At 70.8% G+C, this 18,119-nt stretch carries 18 protein-coding genes and 1 pseudogene; 9 read left to right on the top strand and 10 right to left on the bottom strand.

The genetic code is table 11. The features are described 5' to 3' along the window. Positions 1-34: 34 nt before the first annotated feature. Positions 35-196, bottom strand: a complete 162-nt coding sequence (locus CP969_RS33235; RefSeq protein ID WP_016826101.1) for a hypothetical protein — start codon at positions 194-196, stop codon at positions 35-37. Positions 197-671: 475 nt separating this feature from the next. Here CP969_RS33235 and CP969_RS15390 point away from each other — a divergent pair, with 475 nt between their 5' ends. The 3 genes from CP969_RS15390 to CP969_RS15380 are packed head-to-tail and all read left to right on the top strand — an operon-like array spanning position 672 to position 4,695. Next, the gene (locus CP969_RS15390) at positions 672-2,831 is read left to right on the top strand and encodes a helix-turn-helix transcriptional regulator (protein WP_016826102.1); all 2,160 of its coding nucleotides are present in this window, start codon (positions 672-674) and stop codon (positions 2,829-2,831) included. Continuing rightward, positions 2,828-3,823, top strand: a complete 996-nt coding sequence (locus CP969_RS15385) for a hypothetical protein (protein ID WP_016826103.1) — start codon at positions 2,828-2,830, stop codon at positions 3,821-3,823. Before CP969_RS15390 ends, CP969_RS15385 begins: the two co-directional genes overlap by 4 nt. Next, a complete protein-coding gene (locus tag CP969_RS15380; protein ID WP_004987580.1) occupies positions 3,820-4,695 on the top strand; it encodes a DUF6339 family protein in 876 nt (291 codons plus the stop codon). Before CP969_RS15385 ends, CP969_RS15380 begins: the two co-directional genes overlap by 4 nt. A 9-nt stretch (positions 4,696-4,704) precedes the next feature. Here CP969_RS15380 and CP969_RS15375 read toward each other — a convergent pair whose 3' ends face one another. Genes CP969_RS15375 through CP969_RS15365 form a run of 3 tightly spaced genes read right to left on the bottom strand, consistent with a single transcriptional unit; the run spans position 4,705 to position 7,718 of the window. Continuing rightward, on the bottom strand, positions 4,705-6,237 hold the full coding sequence (locus CP969_RS15375) for a DNA cytosine methyltransferase (RefSeq protein ID WP_099045761.1): 1,533 nt from the start codon (positions 6,235-6,237) through the stop codon (positions 4,705-4,707). After that, the gene (locus CP969_RS15370) at positions 6,234-7,271 is read right to left on the bottom strand and encodes a DNA cytosine methyltransferase (protein WP_016826105.1); all 1,038 of its coding nucleotides are present in this window, start codon (positions 7,269-7,271) and stop codon (positions 6,234-6,236) included. Before CP969_RS15370 ends, CP969_RS15375 begins: the two co-directional genes overlap by 4 nt. 24 nt (positions 7,272-7,295) lie before the next feature. After that, positions 7,296-7,718 (bottom strand): very short patch repair endonuclease, encoded by a 423-nt coding sequence (locus CP969_RS15365; protein WP_004987583.1) that lies wholly within the window; start codon positions 7,716-7,718, stop codon positions 7,296-7,298. A 272-nt stretch (positions 7,719-7,990) separates the two neighbouring features. On the opposite strand from CP969_RS15365, the gene CP969_RS15360 reads away from it, so the two are divergent. Beyond that, positions 7,991-8,356 carry an iron chaperone gene (locus CP969_RS15360; RefSeq protein WP_004987584.1) on the top strand — a complete coding sequence of 122 codons (366 nt, stop codon included), beginning with the start codon at positions 7,991-7,993 and terminating at the stop codon, positions 8,354-8,356. A 20-nt stretch (positions 8,357-8,376) separates the two neighbouring features. Here the strand turns inward: CP969_RS15360 and CP969_RS15355 are convergent, their stop codons facing one another. Beyond that, positions 8,377-8,835: a GNAT family N-acetyltransferase gene (locus CP969_RS15355; protein WP_004987585.1), complete on the bottom strand. Its 459-nt coding sequence runs from the start codon at positions 8,833-8,835 to the stop codon at positions 8,377-8,379. 118 nt (positions 8,836-8,953) lie between these two features. Continuing rightward, the gene (locus tag CP969_RS15350; protein WP_016826106.1) at positions 8,954-9,412 is read right to left on the bottom strand and encodes a DUF3592 domain-containing protein; all 459 of its coding nucleotides are present in this window, start codon (positions 9,410-9,412) and stop codon (positions 8,954-8,956) included. A gap of 198 nt (positions 9,413-9,610) precedes the next feature. Between CP969_RS15350 and CP969_RS15345 the strand changes: the two are divergent. Then, positions 9,611-9,841: pseudogene (locus CP969_RS15345) on the top strand (alpha/beta hydrolase); the annotation flags it as partial. 83 nt (positions 9,842-9,924) lie between these two features. On the opposite strand, the gene CP969_RS15340 reads toward CP969_RS15345, so the two are convergent. The 3 genes from CP969_RS15340 to CP969_RS15330 all read right to left on the bottom strand — a co-directional run bounded on the left by CP969_RS15340 (position 9,925) and on the right by CP969_RS15330 (position 13,588). Continuing rightward, complete coding sequence (locus CP969_RS15340) at positions 9,925-11,274, bottom strand: S28 family serine protease (protein WP_016826107.1); 1,350 nt, start codon at positions 11,272-11,274, stop codon at positions 9,925-9,927. A 264-nt stretch (positions 11,275-11,538) separates the two neighbouring features. Beyond that, on the bottom strand, positions 11,539-12,117 hold the full coding sequence (locus CP969_RS15335) for a nuclear transport factor 2 family protein (protein ID WP_026085148.1): 579 nt from the start codon (positions 12,115-12,117) through the stop codon (positions 11,539-11,541). Between the two features lie 118 nt (positions 12,118-12,235). Next, positions 12,236-13,588: an MFS transporter gene (locus CP969_RS15330; RefSeq protein WP_016826109.1), complete on the bottom strand. Its 1,353-nt coding sequence runs from the start codon at positions 13,586-13,588 to the stop codon at positions 12,236-12,238. Between the two features lie 249 nt (positions 13,589-13,837). Here CP969_RS15330 and CP969_RS15325 point away from each other — a divergent pair, with 249 nt between their 5' ends. Next, positions 13,838-14,599 carry an IclR family transcriptional regulator gene (locus tag CP969_RS15325; RefSeq protein WP_016826110.1) on the top strand — a complete coding sequence of 254 codons (762 nt, stop codon included), beginning with the start codon at positions 13,838-13,840 and terminating at the stop codon, positions 14,597-14,599. 140 nt (positions 14,600-14,739) lie between these two features. Here the strand turns inward: CP969_RS15325 and CP969_RS15320 are convergent, their stop codons facing one another. Further along, complete coding sequence (locus tag CP969_RS15320) at positions 14,740-15,750, bottom strand: SEC-C domain-containing protein (protein ID WP_016826111.1); 1,011 nt, start codon at positions 15,748-15,750, stop codon at positions 14,740-14,742. A gap of 190 nt (positions 15,751-15,940) precedes the next feature. On the opposite strand from CP969_RS15320, the gene CP969_RS15315 reads away from it, so the two are divergent. From CP969_RS15315 to CP969_RS15305, 3 genes are all read left to right on the top strand, one after another. Further along, positions 15,941-16,732, top strand: a complete 792-nt coding sequence (locus tag CP969_RS15315) for a hypothetical protein (RefSeq protein WP_016826112.1) — start codon at positions 15,941-15,943, stop codon at positions 16,730-16,732. Between the two features lie 142 nt (positions 16,733-16,874). Next, positions 16,875-17,225 carry a DUF6412 domain-containing protein gene (locus CP969_RS15310; protein ID WP_016826113.1) on the top strand — a complete coding sequence of 117 codons (351 nt, stop codon included), beginning with the start codon at positions 16,875-16,877 and terminating at the stop codon, positions 17,223-17,225. Positions 17,226-17,349: 124 nt separating this feature from the next. Then, a complete protein-coding gene (locus CP969_RS15305; RefSeq protein WP_004987599.1) occupies positions 17,350-18,069 on the top strand; it encodes a YidC/Oxa1 family membrane protein insertase in 720 nt (239 codons plus the stop codon). Positions 18,070-18,119 lie beyond the last annotated feature (50 nt).

Here is an 18,119-nt window from a genome sequence, read left to right as displayed (position 1 = left end):
CCGTTACGACCTGCGATGACACGCGGCCAGCGGGTCAGTCGTCCTGGGCGTCGGTCGGACCGATGAAGCCGGGACAGCTGCGGAAGAGCTCGCGGGCGTCCTCGATCGCTAACCCGTACCAGGACAGGATCTGCTTTTTCTCGATGGCCGAGCTGGCCATGGAGAGCGCCAAGTAAATGGAGTTGATTTCACGCATCGAGTACGGAGGAACGTCACACGGGGGTTCCGTCTCCCCAGGAGGGTCTTCCATGAGTGTTTTGGTTCCTCCGGTCAGTGTTGGGGCTCCCCGCACCATGAGCGTGTTCGGGGTGAGCGAGCGGAAATGGATACACCTCACCCCTGTCGCAGGGGCGTTGTTTCCGAGCGAGGCGACAGTGCCGCCGCCAATGATGATCCTAGAGGTTTCACTCGTTCGTGTCACCCCCAATACTCCGCTGATTAAGGGGAGTTGAAGATTCCGTTCGCTGAACGTTTCCGTTTGTGAATCCCTCGCTGTTGGGCAACGCGTGAGATTCACTACCTCTTCTGGACCTATCGGATGAAGTGGACAGGTTGACTGGCGGCAAGGGTGGTTGGCGCCTCGTCAAGCAACAGTTGACGCTCGTCGCCGCGTCAAATTAGCCTGTCCCGGACCCCGGGCACAACGACAATGGCGAAGAGTGGGAGGCCAGATGGAGGCCGGCGAGGAGTTCGGGCCCTGGTTGGCCCGTCAGCTCAAGATCGCGGGAATGACGCAGGCTGAGCTGGCGGAGGAGCTGGGGCTGACTCGAGCCGCCGTCTCGGCGTGGATCACCAAGCGTTCGGTCCCGCGTCCGACCGTCATGAGCGAGATCGCCAGGGCGCTGGGCACGGACCTGGGCACCGTTCACACCCGCACCACCGACACGCAGGCTGGTCTGCCCATCACCTGGTACCACCGCCCCGGCTACCAGGACGGCGGGCGGGACGGCGGGAACGCCGCTGCGTTCGCCTTCGACGCGGACGTCCAGGTGCTCGCGCGGGAGACCTGCCAGAACAGTCTCGACGAGCGCCTCGTGGAGAACGGGCGCCCGGTCCGCGTGCGCTACACGATCCACGAACTGACCGGCGAGGCATTGGAGGCGTTCCGCGCCGCGATCCTCTGGGACGAACTCCAACCCCACTACCTGGCGGTCTCGGAGACAGCCGCCGATCAGAAGGTCGGACGGGTCGTGGACGCCGGAGTGCGCGACATGTTCGAGAAGGGCCGCCTGATCCTTCTGCGCGTTGACGACTACAACGCCTCGGGGCTCACCGGTGACGACTACGACGACGGCAAGTTCGCGGCCGTCGTCCGCCGGCAGTTGGAGAGTCTCAAGTCGAGTAGTAGCGCGGGTGGTTCGTACGGCCTTGGCAAGGCGACCCTCTGGGCGACCAGCGCGCTCGGCATGGTCCTGATCAATTCCACGCTCTCCGTTCCCCATGAGGGCCGCACCGAACGCCGTGTCATCGGACGACTGGAACTTCCGTGGCGCTCCGTCGAAGGCCGCGAGTGCGCGGGTCCCGCCTGGTTGGGGCGCCCGGACCCCGAGACGCCCGGCGCGGAGGTGGTTCGCTCTTGGTGGGCGGACACGGAGACGGTCGAGCGACTGCACCTCGCCCGCGACAGCGACGAGCCGGGAACGTCCTTCCTCATTGTCGGCGCCCACGACGTGGCGAGTCTCGCGTCGGACAAGGCCGACTCGGTCATCGACGAGGACGACAACGGTGGCAGCGAGGACGACGGGACCCGTGACATCACCGTCATGCACCGTCGCCTCGTCGAGGCGCTGGGCCGGGACTTCTGGGCGGCGATGACCGGCGGGGGCAGCAGACTCCCCTTGCTGGAGACGTCCGTACGGACACTGCGGAACGGCGAGGTCGTCATCCCGGAGGAACAGGTCGACCCTGGCGTCACGCAGCCCTCACGTACTCGGGCGTTGCGGGCCTTCTACGAGGGCACGACCGTGGACCGGCTCACCCAGGCTGGCCAGGTGGCGCTCCGCAACGTTCCGCTTCGTCTGCCCCTCGCCGGAGGACGTCGGGGAACGCTGGGCATCCACCAGGGGGTGCTGCTGGTCACGGAGGCGGAGGACAGGGACGGCGTGCCCAATCAGGTGCACTCGTTGCGCGGCAACCGCATGACCGTCAGGAAGGCCGGCGTCAGTGGGTTGCCCCTGGGGGTCAACACCTTCCAAGCGGTTCTCCTGGTCGGACAGGCCGCAGGCGAGTCGGCACCCTTCGCGGTGGAGGCGGAGGAGTTCCTGCGCGCCGCCGAACCACCCGAGCACGACCGCTGGGGCCAGACCGAGGAACTGACCCTGCGGTGGTCGCACAGCGCGCACTATCGGATCTCCAGGTTGACCACCGAGGTAAACGCGGCGGTGAAGGAGTTGGTGGTCCGGCCGAAGAGCGCCGGGTCGCAGGAGAACGCCAAGCTGCGCAAGAAGCTCACCGTGCAACGCAAGACCTCTGCTCCCAAGCGCGCCTCCGGCCCGACGTTGCCGGAGCTGGACGGACTCACCGCCGAGATCGGGGCCGCCGGGGAGTGGAGGATCACCGCAGAGGTGAAACTGCCGCGCGCCGACGAACTGCCCGCGATGAGCCCCGTGGTCCTGCTGGACGTCCGATCCGGCAGCCGACCGAAGCTCGACTGGGCCGAGCTGGTCGCCGTGGACGGATGCGAGGTCGACGGCGGAGCACTCCGCTTCGCGCCGCATGCCCGCCGAGCCGTCTTCAGGGGCTTCACCGACGTCACCAGCCATCCGGTACGCAGCGAATTCACGCGGCTCGTTCTGGAACTCCGTGCCGGTGCGCAGGGGAGTGAGGCATGAAGTTCTACCCGTACAAGCGACTCAACCGTCCGATCACCCTCCGGGTGACCTCGGCGACTCTCAAGCTGCCCGATGGCACCTTCGACCCTCTGGACACCTCCGCCTACTCCGTTCCGCAGCGGACCGTGGCTCTGGGCGTGGCCCAGCACGAGGACTGGATCTCGGCCAGGATCGGACTCTCCGCCACCCTGCCCCCCGGCGCCACCGACCCGGACGCCCCGTGGAGCGGTCTGCGAGTCCTGGCGGTACTCACCGACGGGGACACCAATCTTCGCACCACCGTTGAGCTGCGGCAGGACGCTCCGGACAGCAAGGAGTGGTCGGGCCAGATCGAGGTGCTCCGCGACGACCACGCGGGACGTGCGAGTCTCGCCGCCCACGCCGTCGCCACCGTCGACGGCGTGGAGGGGCGGTCGATCACCGAGACCGACGCGGACTGGACCGTCGACGTGGTCGCCGAAGAGCCGCTGGGCGGCCTGCGGCTCGACGTGAAGCAGGCCGGCTTCTCAAAGAGCGCAAGGGAGTGGCTGCGTCCCTACGCCGACGTGCCATGGGTGATCGACACCTCGGGTCGACTGCCACTGGTGATGATCAATACGGACGTCGAGGGGTTCTCGGATCTCCTGGGCGGCAACGGTGGGGGGATCGAGAACAAGATTCACGAACTCCTGCTGTCCCAGATGGCCACGGATGTCTGGACTGCGGTGTTCCACAGTGCCGTGGGCGATCTGGAGGTCGAACCGGACGGCTCGCCGGTCTTCCCCACCGACTGGAGGGGCGAGGTCCTGCGGGAGATGCTCCCCGACGTGGCCCCGGGGCTGCACGTCGAGGAGGCTCTGCGCCGGGTCCATCGACGGCGGACCGACGACGCGGGCTGGGTGGAACTGCAGACGCGAATCCACTACGCCGCCGTACGTCGCGCCGGTGCGGGCAAGGCGGTCGCCAACGCCCTGCGCGCGTTGCAGCAGATAAACCGAGAGGACAGCGAGTGATCGAGAAGCCCCATCACGTTCCCGAGCGGCTCGGCCTGCTGTCCGGAGCCGCCGCCGACCCCTTCCTCACCGAGGATCTCCTCAGGGGAGTGCAGGGACACGGCGGTGTCGACCTGGCCAAGGTCGTCGAGCCCCTGCCGGAGGACGACGCCAGGTGGGCGGTGGAGCCCCTGAGGGACCTGGTGGACGACGCGATGTTCAAGTTCAAGGACAACCGGACGGACGCCGACGGTTGGTTGGCACCCCGGTTGCACGCGACGCTCCGTCTCTCACGGCGGGAAGCCGCGGACAAAAGGATCTGGAACCACATCGCGCTGGCCGTCGCGCCGGACTACGTGGCGTGGAGGCACTCCCCGACGGCTTCGGAGGGGAAGGTTCCCCGCATCAACCCGGCCCGGTTCAAAGGCGCTCCGGACCGCCAGTGCTTCTCCCGGTTGTGGTGGGCGGCGGAGATGTTCCGCAACGGCGCCGACTACACGCCGGTGGTGAAGGCCTGCTCCAACCAGGACCTCATTCACAACTCCCTGCGCGTGAGCCTGGTGGACCACAGGCCCACGGCTCAGGCTCTGGTGCGGATCCTGGAACGAGGGATCGCCGCCACCGGGCGGGAGATCAACGGGCTGATCACGGCGATCAACACCGCCGGCGCCACCGTGATCTACGACGCGTTCGCCGAGGACGAGCCACGCGAACCCGGGGCACTGCGCCAGTGGATCGCTGATGCCGAGTCCGCGCCGCCCGTGCCCCGGCACGCTCTGCCCACCGGGCCCGACGAGGAACCCGTCCCGGAGGATTCGGTGGCGAAGCTCGCCGAGTACTTCGCCGACCTCTTCGAGACGGCACCGGTCAGGGGACGGGCACCGCAGGGCTGAGAAGAGGGATCATCTGCCGGTGAGCGGGTGACCCTCCCACTCACCGTGCTCGCGTATCTTCGCCGGCTCGCCGGGCCGCCAGGACTCCAGATCCGCGACGGCCTGCTCCAGCCTGGCGCGCGCCTGTTCGTCCGACAGTTCGGGCTCGAGGACGTGCCGCAGCACGTGCAGGGCGAGCAGGGGCGGTACGGCGTTGCCGATCTGCTGGGGCTGGTCCTTGCCGCTCCAGGGGTATGCGACGGGGAAAGTCTGGAGCACTCCGGCCTCCGCGAAGGTGAACCGGGCGCACGCTTCCGGGAGGTCCTCTTTCGTATCCTTGTGGACCAGCCGGTTCCGGGACACCTTTCCGGTGATCGTCGCGGACGGCGCGTCGTGGTCGCGTTCGCCGCGCGCGCCGGGGTCGCCGCCGGTCCCGTAGTTCGAGACGACGGTGAAAGCGGGGCGGTCCGGCAGATCGGGCGCGATACTCCGTGCCTTCTTGAGAGCCGTCTCCATGGACACCCATGACTTCTTCGGCGTCCGGTCGACGGCCGTCTCCTCCAGGTCCCAGAGGCGGGCGCCCTCCTCCTTCGACGCCCGGGTGGGAACCGGGCGAGGACGGTAGCGCTCATGGGTCTCTTCCACCTCGGGGATCTCGGTCCCACCGAGCCGGGCCATGAGCACCGCGCGCTTGCGGGTCTGCGGTACCCCGAACGCCTCGGTGAACATAAGCTGCGTCCTCGTGCGGTAGCCGAGAGTGGCGAGCACTTCGGTGTACTTCTCCCACACCGGCATAACAGCCGGGACCTGCTCCAGGATCACGGCCTCGAAGGGCTCCAGCCCTGGGCGTCGGCACCGCTCGATCACCCACCACAGCGGTTGGAGGACCAGTCCCGTCCGTTCATCGCCCAGTTTTTCGAGTTCGGCCTTCAGGCTCTTCAGCACGGCTCCCAGAGTGCTGTACTGCGCGATGAGGTCGTTGAGGTCGGAGTCCTCGGGAGCGAGATCCCTTGATGCCCTGAGTGCCTTCAGGACCCGATCGATCCTCTCCTGGGAACTGCCGTCCTCCTGGAGGCTCTTCCTGATGGCCTTGCGTTCCACGGCACGGAGAGCGTCGACCTTGCGTTTCTCGGCCTTGATCCGCTCGGCCTCGGCGGCCTTTTCCCCGAGCTCCTCGGTGATCTCCCGCCAGGTGCGGGAGATGTCCTCCCACTTCGCTCCGTCCTCGCGCACGACGGCGTGCAGGCGCTCGATGTACCCGAGGACATCGTCCAGGGCTCTGCGACCTGCGCCGTGGCCGGCCACGGTGAAGGTCTGGCAGGGAGGTCCCCCTGTCAACACCTGCGCATGAGGGAAGAGCGATGCGCTGTAATTCCTCACGTCGCCGTGGAAGGTGTCCATCCCCGCGGCCTCGCGGGTGGCGCATGCGTCGTCGTCCCACTCGATGCCGGTGACCTGGTACCCCAGGACATCCGCTGCCACATCCAGTCCGCCCGGCCCCGCGAACAGGTCCAAGATGCGGAAACCCGCAGGTGGGGGCGGTGCGTTCTCGATGTGACTCATGGGCCTGAAGTGTAGCCGGCGATCGAGGATGTCGTTCCCCCCTTTGGCTGTGCTCCCGCGGGCGACCGCAGCGCGGCCGAGAGGGCTCCGCCGAGCGCTCTGCCCACGGGCGGAGGAGTCGCGTGTCCGATCTGTCGGTAGCGAGCCGTCTTCCGTCCTGTGATCCGCCACTCCGGTGGGAACGACTGGAGTACGGCTGCCTGGTCCACCGTGATCTTCAGCATCTCGGATACGTCGTTCGAACGCGGCCATACGTAGTCCGGCCCCGGCACCTCGTCGGCGAACGCCGAGGCGTTCACTCCCATCCGCGCCCAGGCACGCTTCGTGCCGGTCGGACCGAGATCCGGCCCGCCTCTGTTGTCAGAGCCGCCGACGAGCGTCGGCGCCACGGCCCGCGCCTGATCCGCCCAGGCGTCCGCCTCGGGCCAGCCCCGGGCACCCATCGAGCGACGCAGTGCCCGACCGGCCGAGATGTGTTCGCTCACCGTCGGTGTCGGAGGGGTGAAGGTACGGCCCCACGGCTTCTTGAGGGCCACCAGCACGCCTTGCAGTCGTTCCTGCGGGACGCCGAAATCGGCCGCGTTCAGTACGAACCAGTGGAAGTCGTAGCCGAGATGCGTCAGTTCCGCCTCGATGAACGACCGGATGTCCGCGTACAGGGGCGAGTCGACGAGGGCAGGCATGTTCTCCAGAAGCAGGGCGCGCGGTTGGACGGCGTGAACCAGGTAGACAGCGGCCTTGAGCAACCGCAACTCGGGCTCGCTGTCCCCCCGTCCCACCGCGGCAGACGCCTTCACCCGGGGGAGTCCCGCCGAGAGGAGATCGACATCCAGGACCTCGGGGTGCTCCTCCGGAAGGAAGTCGATCAAGTCCTCGCAGACCACGTTCCACTGCGGACGATTGGCCAGCAACGTCTCGCAAGCCTGAGGTTTGTTGTCGAGCAACAGCGCCGGTGAGAAGCCGGCGCTCTCCAGTCCCGAAGCCAGGCCGCCCGCACCCGCGCAGACGTCCACAAACACCAACTGGTCAGTCATGGGTCCCCCCTCTTCCCATGGGCGTCACAAACGGTTCGACGATCCCGCACTCTCCTCGGAGCTCCCCCTGCCCCGCTTCTTCAGCGTCACCGTGGCCCGCACTGCCGCTGCCACCTCGTCGGGCGGGACATGCTCCCAGAACCGCAGAACGGTCCAGCCCGCAGACGCGAGATGACCCGTGGTCTCCCGGTCCCGGGCCATGTTCTTGTCGAGCTTCGTCCGCCACCACTCCGCGTTGGCCTTCGGGCTGGTCGCGTGTTGGGGGCACCCGTGCCAGAAACAGCCGTCGAGGAACACCGCGATCTTGGCCTTGGGAAAGACGATGTCGATCGTCCGCCGAGACATGCCGGGCACCGGCACGTTCACTCGGTACCGGAGTCCCGCGGCGTGCAGGATCCTGCGGACCGCGACCTCCGGGGCCGTGTCGCGGGAGTTCTGGCGACTCATTCGGGCGGAGACGCCGGGGGAGGACGGGACAACAGCAGGCACACCAGTATTCTGCCGGCGCCCCAAGGGGTGAGGGGCGGCTCGGGTCCTTCGGCTGTCCGACGGTTTCCCCGGTCACCATCGATCGGCGTCGTCGACCACGTCCCATGGTGGAGTGCCTGTGACCGGCTTCGGTGCGGTGATCGTCCCGGCTGGACGGTGCGGGTTCCTCTTCACGCGCTGTGGGGCGGCTTGCGGACGGCGACATCGCAGTGCCGCCATAGACTCACCGCATGGTGCAGAGCAGCGCAGCAGACGTGGACGCCTACCTCGCCGAAGTTCCCGAGGAGCGCAAGGACGTCCTCGTCAGGCTGCGGCAGCTGTGTCGGGCCGAGCTCAAGGGGTTCGACGAAGTCATGGCGTACGGGATGCCGGCGTACGAGCGGGACGGGGTCGCGGAAATCGCCTTCGCGAGCCAGAAGCAGTACATCTCGTTCTATCTGATGCGCGGCGACGTCCGGGACGCGTTCGAGGAACGGCTGGCCGGACAGGACATGGGCAAGGGGTGTCTGCGCTTCCGTAAGCCGGACAGCGTCGACTTCGAGCTGGTGCGGGGCCTGCTGAGGGCCACCGTGGCCGCGCCGGGCGAGGTCTGCTGACCGCGGGCGGAGCCGCCGCGCTACACCGCGTCCGCCGCCGAGCGGTGCTTGACCAACTCGACCTTGGCGGGCCCCTCCGCGTCCAGCGGTCCCGCCACCGACCAGCCGCACGTCGCGTAGAAGGCGTTGGCCGCGGTGTTGTCGGCGAAGCTCTCCAGGCGGATCGCCTCGTACCGCGCGAAGAGGGTCTCCTCGGCGTGGGAGAGGAGCGCTCTGCCCAGGCCCCGGCGGTGACGCGAGGCGTCGATCCTCATCAGGTCGGCGGTCGGGCCGTCGAGGATCGTCACGAGCCGGCCGTCCACCTCCATGCACTGGACGTGCCCCTTGCGCAGGTGGCTCTCGACGTGGTCGTCCGAGGCGCCGGAGTCGAGGAACCGGTCCACGCCCTCGTCGCCCAGGAAGGAGCGGTAGCGCGCGTCGATCGTGCGACGGGCGAGCTCCTGAACTGTCGCGAGGTCCTCGGCGCGGGCGGGGCGCACGACGGGGCGTGACGGTTGCGGCGGCACTCGGACTCCAGGCCTCGGTGATGATGTGGGGCCGGTCTGCCACCGCTGATCCCGCCACTCCCCTCGTGGCTGCTCGGCCGGTTCGGCCGACTCACAGGAACGCCCCCACCCCCATCCCCACCCCGAACAGCACGAAGAAGATCCCCCAGGTCGTGTTGGCCGTGGCCGAGTACGAGACGTTTCCCGGGCGCCCGTCCTTCGTGTGGACGACCACCACCCGGCGCGGGTCCCCCGGGTCGTAGCGCAGGACGACCGGGACGCCCCGGTGCAGTGGGTGGGACTCGTGGTTGAGGGGGGTGCGGCGGTAGGTCTGGGTGGGAGGGGCGTCGGGGCGGTCGACGGGTGGGGCCTGGTAGCGGACCTGCGGGGGATGGATCGTGGCCCCCTCGCGGCGGGCGCCGCGGGCCACCTCCCCCCGGGTGCGCACGCCCCGGACGCCGAGGCGGCCCAGGGCCCGGCGCTGGTGTCGGGCGAGGCGCAGGACCTTGACGCCCAGGGCCATTGCGCCCGCGGCCGTGACGAGCGTGATCGTGAGCCACGGCTGATCCACGTGGCCTCCCCCCGGAGCCGACGTCACCTGCCCGTGGAGACGAAAGCCGTCGTGCGTCGGTTCCTGGGCGCTCCCTGTCCCCGGGCACGAGGTCCCTCGGAGCCCGGGCGTGCGACCGACGGAGTGCTCCCGTCGTCCCGCTGCCGCGGTCGTGCGTACGAGTCTCCGTGGGTGCAGCCGGCCGGAGCGGTTCTCGGCCGCGTCGCACGGAAGGCCGCCTTCCTCGCCTCCCTGGAGCCGTTCCTGCTCAGGACCGACGACAACCCGGACGGTGTCGACGGGAGCGTCTTCGAGGGCATCGGGCAGGCCGTCACCGCCGACCGGTACGCCTGCTTCACCTCGTTCCACGAGGACTTCCACAACCTGGACGAGAGCCTCGGCACCCGGATCGGCGAGGAGGCCCTGCGCAACAGCTGGAACGTCGCCGCTTCCTGGCCGAGTGACCGGCCCCGCGGCCCCGGCCCGGTCGCGCGGTTCCGTGAGGGCTGCGCGACCGGGCCGGGGACCGCTGCTCAGGTGCGGGCGGCCCAGCGGGTGAGCATCGCGGTGGCCTCGGCGCGGTCCGCGGCGGGGAGGTCGGCGAGGGTGGTGTGGTGGTTGGCATCGGGCACCCACAGGACGCGGGAGTCGTGGCGTCCGGGCGGGAAGGACTCGGCGGTCGAGGGGTCCCGCGTCCCGTTGACGAACAGCAGGCGGGTGCCGCTGCGGCGGACCCAGCGGTCGATGTCCGGCATCGCGTCCGGGTCGAAGCGCACGGGGATGTCGCGGGGGACGAAGGTGCGCGGTTCGACGGCGCCCGGGTGGCGCAGCAGGTCGGACAGGTGGGCGGTGGGGACGTCGAGGTAGCCCATCTCGGTGGCGAGCTGGTACCAGTACGGGATGTACGCGCGGGCGACCGTGTCGGCGTAGAGGGACAGGCCCGCGGTGTCGTCCAGCCAGGTGTACAGCCGGTCGGCGGTGGCGTCCGGTCCGGGGAGGGCGGCGCGGTCCGCCGCGCTGCCGCCGTTCTGCCAGAACATGAAGGGGGCGCGCAGCACGGCGATCTCGAACGCCTTGTCGGCGCTGCCGACGATGCGGAAGGTGTCCCCGGCGGCGGTCGTCGCGGCCTCGTAGCGGGCGACCAGTTCCGCGCGGTGCAGCAGGAGCCGGCGCTGGGCGGTCCTGATCGCCTCGCGGTCGGCGGCCGTGCCCACGGTCTCCAAGAAGCGGAGGTAGGCGGAGTCGTCGCGGTCGTCGACGTTGTTCGGGGCCGCGTAGGCCACGGTGCCGTCCACGTCGTGGGGGTGGAAGCGGCGGTGGTACACGCTCGCCATGCCGCCCTTGCTGCCGCCGGTGGAGATCCACGCGCCGGGGTAGAGCCGGCGGAAGGTGCGGACGACGCGGTGGTGGTCGTCGGCGGCCTGGCGGACGGTCAGGTGGGAGTAGTCGTGGACGCTGGGGAGTGAAGTGCCGAAGTAGCGGTGCTCGACCTGGAGCTGGTTGCCGCCCAGGAGGACGGTCGGTTCGGTGAACCGGGACGTGAGCACGGCCCCGTACCCGGTCGTGAACAGGACGGTGGGGCGCTCGGTGGACGTGTGGAGCAGGGTGAGGCGCTGCTCGAACGTGCCGGCCGAGGGGTCGGTGTGGTCGACCGGCTGGCGCAGCCCGAGCACGAAGAGGCGGTATCCCGGCTCGGTGCTCGGCCGTTCCTCCACGATCCGCACACCCGGCAGGGAGCCCAGACGCCGCACGATGGCGTCGTCGGGGGCGGGAGGCTTCCCGGTCAGGGCGTGGGCCGGTGCGGACGCCGTCGCGGCGAGAGCGGCCGTCGAGGCCGCCGAAGCGGTCGAGAGCAGCAGGCGTCGTCTCGTCCAGAGGCGCATCGGGTGTCCTTCCCTTGACGTCGGCTGTCTGCAGTACAGCCGCCGGACGGTGCGGAGGGATCCCGTGCGCGGGGGAGCCGTCTCCCCCGCAGGGGGGATGCGGCGGGGCGGGGAATGAGGGCGCAGCGTGCGGCCGGGAAGCCGATGACCTCGCCCCCAGGGGAAAGGGCGAGGTCATCGGGGTTCACAGGGGTGCGGGTCTCCCCGCGGGGCCTCTCCGGCGGACGGCGGGACCGGGACCGGGGCCGGACGTGGAATGAGGGGTCACTCGGGCCGCAGCGGACCGCGGCCGAACATCGAGAGCACCTGGTAGCTCTTGTCCGCGGGGCCGGGCTCGCTCATCTCCATCGCGAATCCGCCGGTGAACAGGTCCCGGTCCACGGGGCGTTCGTGGATCCAGTCCCGGATCACCTCGCGGAAGGTGATCCTCCACACGCCGTCGCGTTCCTCGTACCGGTTGAACGTGCGGCTGGCGGCGATCAGTTCGCGTGCCGGGTCCCCGAACCGGTGGTACGAGAGGCGGTGGGTCTCCCCCTCGGCGGACTTCCCGTCCACCTTGTACCACTCGTTCAGCAGGTAGTGGGTGGTGTTCTCGAACCGGGGCTTGAACTCGTCGATGATCCAGTCCACCCACTCGTCCACGCCGCCTTCCTTCATGTCGCCCAGGCGGACGAAGGCGTCCTCGAAGAAGATCGACTTCAGTAGCTGGGGGTCGCGCCGGTCGATCCCGCGGCAGTAGGCGACCTCGAGGTCGTGCAGCCGGTCCTTGACCTTCAGTTCCCTCAGGAGGCGGAGGTCCTCCTCGGTCACCACGCTGGCGGCGCGAGCCGCATCGTCAGTCATCGCTTCTCTCTCTCGGGTGGGGGTTCGGGCCCGTAGGGGGACGGAGGGGCAGTACGGCGGGAAGGGTGCGGCGGGGCGGCGGGTGAGCCGGGACGGGGGCGGCGGGGCGCGGTCCCCGTCAGGCCTCGAGCTGCCGGCCGGTGCGGTCCGGGAGCAGGCGGATGGCGACGGCGGAGACCAGGATGGTGAGGAGCCCGTAGCCGGTGACCAGGGCCGTCCCGTTGTCCGAGATCTGCATCAGCCAGGTCGCGAGGAAGGGGGCCGGCGCGGCGAACACCATGTTTCCGCAGGTGAGGCCGAGGGCCGAGCCGGTGTAGCGGATCGGGGTCGGCAGGGCCTCGGCGTAGAAGGCGCCCTGGCAGCCCGTCATGAACTGCACACCGATCAGCGCGCCCGTGATGGCGGACGCGGCCAGCCACCAGTTGCCCGTGTCCAGGATCAGGAAGAAGGGGAGGAGGAAGGCCAGCAGGACGGTGAGGCCGATGAACAGGACGCGCTTGCGGCCGATCCGGTCGCTGGACCAGCCGCCGAGCAGGCTCGCCCCGATGGAGACCGTGTTCGCGACGACCATCAGCCCGAACGTGGCGCTGTTGTCGAATCCGACCCGGCCCGTGAGGTAGCTGGTGGCGAAGGTGACCGTGATGTAGTAGAGCGCCCCCGGCGCGGCCCACGCGAGCACCAGCAGCGTCACCGTCCTCCAGTGCTGCCGCAGCAGCCCGCGGGCCGGCTGTGCGCGCTCGTTCTTGGCCTCGCTGGCGAGGAAGGCCGGGGTCTCCTCGACGCGGTGCCGGATGTAGTAGCCGACGACGATGAGCGCCACGCTCATCAGGAAGGGCACCCGCCAGCCCCAGCCGGTGAACTGCTCCTCGGTGAGCCACGCGGCGAGGCCGGTCAGCGAGAGGGTGGCGAGCACCTGGCTGATCGGCGATCCCACCGACATCAGGGCACCCGCGATACCGCGACGCCGGTCCGGCGAGTGCTCCATCACCATCAGCTGCGACCCGGTCAGTTCGCCTCCCAGGGCGAAGCCCTGCAGGAACCGCAGGACCACCAGCGCGGTCGGAGCGACGATGCCCACACTGGCGTAGGTCGGCAGCAGGCCGATCAGCACCGACGCCGCGCCCATGAGCAGCAGCGTGGCCATGAGGACGTTGCGGCGGCCGAGCCGGTCGCCCAGCACGCCGAACACGAGGCCGCCCAGGGGCCGTGCCACCAGCCCGACCCCGAAGGTCGCGAACGACGCCAGCAGCGCGACACCCGGCGTCAGGTCGGGGAAGAACAGCTGCGGGAAGACCGTGGCCGACAGCGCGCCGTACACGGAGAAGTCGAACCACTCCAGCGCGGAGCCCAGCGCGCCGCTGACGACCGCCCGCCGGGCGGCGGGTGTCCCGCTCCCGGCCTCCGCGCCGCCGCCCGGTGCCGCATCCGACCGGCTTGCTCCGACCTGCCCGTCGAGTCCACTGACTCTCATCGCTTCACCCTCCTCGGTGTCCTCACTGCGCGGCACGTCACACGAACTCACCGGCGGTTCACGCCTCAACGGCCACTTACGCCCTGGGCACGCACAGGGGTGGTCTCGCGCCCAGTAGGTCCGCGCCACGCAAGACACCCGTTCGAGTGTGCGTTCGCCTGCGGATGGCGAGAGCATCCACTATCAGGGATTGGCTAGTCAATCATTCCCTGTATGTGGGATTGTGTAGCCGTGAACACTCTTCAAACCGTGGACAGGGCTCTTCGTCTGCTCGTACTGGCCCAGCGGGAGCCGGTCGTCACCCTCGCCCGTGCCGCCGGCGAACTGGGCGTGGGGACCTCCGTCGCCCATCGGCTCCTGGCCACCCTCGAGGCGAACGGCTTCATGCGCCGCTCGCTCGACGGCCCCGGCTACCGCCTCGGCCCGGCCATGACCAGCGCCCGTCCCGCCCACGCCGACACGGACTTCACCCACCTCATCCAGGACGACCTGCTCGAACTGCAGGCGGCCACCGGCGAGACCGTGGAGTTCGCGGTCCTGGAGGGGCAGGCGGTCCGCTACATCTACGGCATCGCCTCACAGCACCAGATGCGCATCGAGGCCAGGGCGGGAACGATCCTTCCCGCGCACATCGCGGCCTGCGGACGGGCCCTCCTCGCCACCCTCACGACCGACCAGCTCCGCCGGATCTACCCGAACGAACCCCTCCCGCACGCGACGGGGACCACCACCCCGACCCGCACGGCCCTCGAGGCCGAACTGGAGAACGTCAGGCAGCGCGGCTACGCGCGCAACATCGAGGAGACCCAGCCCGGCATCGCGGCCCTCGCGCAGACCCTCCCCACCCCGCAGGGGTACCCGCCCATCGCCATCACCATCTCGGGGCCGCAGGCACGTCTCCGCTTCACCCGCGAGGACCCCCGCACCCCGTCGGAGACGGCACTCACCCGAGCCCTGCGCCAGGCGACGCAGAAGATGCAGGCGAAACTCACCTCGAAACTGCAGCACTAGCCCGACCGGCCCCTCACGGGGGCCGCCGGGTTCCCCGCCGGGCAGGGCCGTTGCTCCCCGCCCGGCAGGGGCGGGGCTGCTGTTCCCCTGCTTCCCATCCGGCCGGGGCGGGGTGGTCGGCCGCCCCGGCCGTTCACCGCTCAGGCGCCGTGGCACTCCCCGTACGCCCGTCCCGAGCCGCACCAGCACGCCGCGCCCCGCTCCGGCGGCCAGGCGACCGCCCGGCCCCGGGCCGCCAGCGTCGTCGCGTACTGCGGCAGCAGCGTCGCGTCCCCGGGCGCGGTGCCCTCCGACGCCGCGAAGGCCTCGTACGAGGGGACCGTGCCCGTGACGACGCCCAGGTTCGGCGTGCCCGACGACGCCAGCTCCCGCAGGGCCGCCTCCGTGGTCGCGAGGTGCTCCTCGTAGGACGGGTACTCCTGCGCCAGCGCCGGGTAGGCCTCCCTCAGTTCCGCCAGTTCGTCCGCCGGCCAGTGGAGGATCGCCACCGGGAAGGGGCGGGACAGGGCCTGACGGTACGCGCCCAGCTCCGCCCGCAGCCGCGAGATCTCCGCCTCCAGCTCCGCCGGGTTCTCCGAGCCCAGGGACCACACGCGCTTGGGGTCGTGGAGCTCGTCCAGGGTGATCGGGAGGGTGTGGACGGAGTCGGCCAGCGCGTCCCACTCGTCGTGGACCGCGCCCAGCATCCTGCGGACGCGGTGGCGGCCGAAGAGGAGGGGGTGGGTGGCGCGCGGGGGCTCCGTCACACCGGTCAGGAGCAGGCGGACCGCCTGCGTGAACGTCTCGTGCGCCTGCTCCAGCTCGTCGTGGGACTCCAGGGACTCCGCCACGATCACCCAGGGGGCCGGGTCGCGCGGGGACGCCGTGCGGATGCCGTCGATGATCGCGCGGGCCTCCGCCTCGTGGCCGTACTCCCAGAGGTTCGAGGCCTTCAGGGCGCGGACCAGGGCGGGGTTGTCCAGCCCGGTGCCGGAGACCAGCAGGCGGTCGTAGAGGGCGGTCGCGGCGGGGCGGTCGCCGGCGAGCTCCCGGTGGGCGGCGGCGCGCAGCAGCAGGGCCTCGGCGTCCTCGGGATACAGCTCGGCGATCCGCTCCAGGCGTGCCGCTTCGGAGGCATGGTCGACGTTTTCGGCAGGCGTGTCGGGGCGCATGGGGGACACCGTACTGCCGACGGCCGACAAAGGTGAGACGACCGCGGGCCGGAGGGCGCCCGGGGGCGGGAGGGCACGTTCCGGTGTCGTCCGGAGGACGAACAGCCGTCCCGGACCCTACGTTTCGGGGGCGGATCGCGGGAGGATCGGTAGGGACCGCAGGGACCGCAGGGGCGGTGAGGGGGCGCGCATGCGGGAACGGGTGACCGTCGGATGCCTGGTGCTGCTGAACGTGGTGCTGCTCGTCCCCTTCGTGGTGGCGGCCTACCTCTGGATCTCCTTCGAGCGGGCCGAGCGGGAGAACGAGCGGCGCCAGGAGGCCGCGGCCGACTCGCTCCTGGAACGGGACCGGGACACGGCGGACCGGACCGCCGGCGCGCTGACCGCGAGTCGGGACACCGGCACCGACGCGCTGCTGGACGTGATCCGGAAGCACACCGGGAGCCCCGTCATCGCCCATGACGAGGACCGGCGCGTGTTCACCGCCGTCGTCTCCCGGGCGGGCAGGTACGACCCGGAGCCCATGCCGTTCGGCGTCACGGGGGAGTTCGAGCGCTGCTTCGCCCACACCTACGCGCGCCGTCCCGGTCCGGGGTGGACCGGGGAGGTCGCCGAGCGGGACCGCTCGGTGTGCGAGGGGAGCGAGCGGGTCGGCGGCCGGGTGTGGTCCGCCCGGAGGGAGCTGGAGGGCCTGGCCGCGGGGCGGTTGACGCGGGACGGCCTGCAGGAGGCTCTCGACGCCGACCACCTCCCGAGCGAGGAGAGCCGCTCCGAGGTGCGCGACGTCGTGCGGAAGGGGCGCACGGTCGTCGCCCTCGTCCTCTTCCGGGAGCGGTACTGGACCCCGGACGACGAGGAGGCGGAGGCCGAGCAGTGCTACCGCCTCACCCGGGTCCTCGTGCCCGGCGACCCGTACGCTGCCGACGATCCCGGGGGCGGCACCGGGGAGTCGGTCACCGCCGTGCCCGTGGCCGCCTGCTGAACCGGCGGGCGGAGGCCGTCCGTCTCCGCCGCCGTCCCGGTGCGGACCCGGTCCCCGCGGCGGACGTTCCGACCCGGGAACCACCGTGCGCTCCCGGGCGTTCGAGAGGATGCCGGGCCGTCGTGGAGGAGAGGGAGGGCGAGTGATCCGCAGCCGGACGAAGCCGCGTTCCGCCGTTCCCGCGGCCCTCACCGTCCTCACCGTGCTCCTCCCGCTGCTGCCGGTCGTCCTGCTCGCCCTGCCGGAGGCCGGCGGCCTGGCCGCCGGCGTCACGCTCGCCGCGACCACCGCGGCCGGTGCCGCGCTCGTCGTCTGCGCCCTCGTCGCCGCGCGCTGCGTGCCCGCCGTGCCGCCCACCCGGGTGCGCACGGCCCTGCGCGACCGCGACCGGCGCACCGCCTTCCTGCCGCAACGCGACCCCGACGCCCGGGGGCGCACCCGGCCCCGGGCACCCGGACACGCCCTGCCGGCGACCGCCGCGCAGGGCACGTAGGCGCACAGGGCACCTGTTCCGTCCGTCCACCACGCCCCGCGCGGGTCGTCATGCCGTCATCCCGTCTTCCGGTCCCGGTGCGCCCGGGACCTCCGGCACGACGAGACCCCCGGAGGGCTCACCCATGTCCGTCTTCGCCAGCCTGGTCGAGCGCCTGGCCGACCTGCTCCATCCCCTGTTCGGCGCCTCGGCGGCGGCCGCCGCGATCGTCCTGTTCACCGCGCTCGTACGCCTCCTCGTCCACCCCCTGTCCCGGGCCGCCGCACGCGGGCAGAAGGCCCGGGCCGCGCTCCAGCCGAAGATCGCCGAGCTGCGCCGCAGGCACGGCGGGAACCCCGAGAAGCTCCAGCGGGCCGTGCTGGACCTGCACGCCCGGGAGAAGGTGTCGCCGCTGTCCGGGTGCCTGCCGAGCCTGTTCCAACTCCCGGCGTTCTTCCTGCTGTACCACCTCTTCTCCAGCGGGACGATCGGCGGACGGGACAACGAACTGCTCGGGCACGAGCTGTTCGCCGCGCCGCTCGGCGGGCGGTGGACCGACGCGCTGGGCGCGGGCGGCCCGTTCGGCGGTCCGGGGCTCGTCTACGCCGGACTGTTCGCGCTGGTCGCCGTCGTCGCCGCCTTCGGCTACCGGCTGACGAAGCGGTCGATGGCCGCGAACGCGGCGGCGGCCGGGGGCGGTAGTGGGGAGCAGCAGGTGCCGGGGATGGCCGCGATGACCAGGGCGCTGCCCTTCATGTCCTTCCTGACCCTGGTCACCGTGGCCGTGGTGCCGTTGGCCGCCGCGCTGTACGTGGTCACCAGCACGACGTGGAGCGTGGTGGAGCGGGCCGTCCTGTACCGATGACGGCCGGTGACAGCCGATGAAGACCCCTGGCGGCCGCGGGCACGGGCCCG

It is taken from the genome of Streptomyces viridosporus T7A (genome assembly GCF_008704515.1).
GTDB classification, from domain to species: Bacteria; Actinomycetota; Actinomycetes; order Streptomycetales; family Streptomycetaceae; genus Streptomyces; species Streptomyces viridosporus.
Note: the sequence above shows the minus strand (reverse complement) of the source record. Positions and strands in the feature narration are given on the sequence as shown.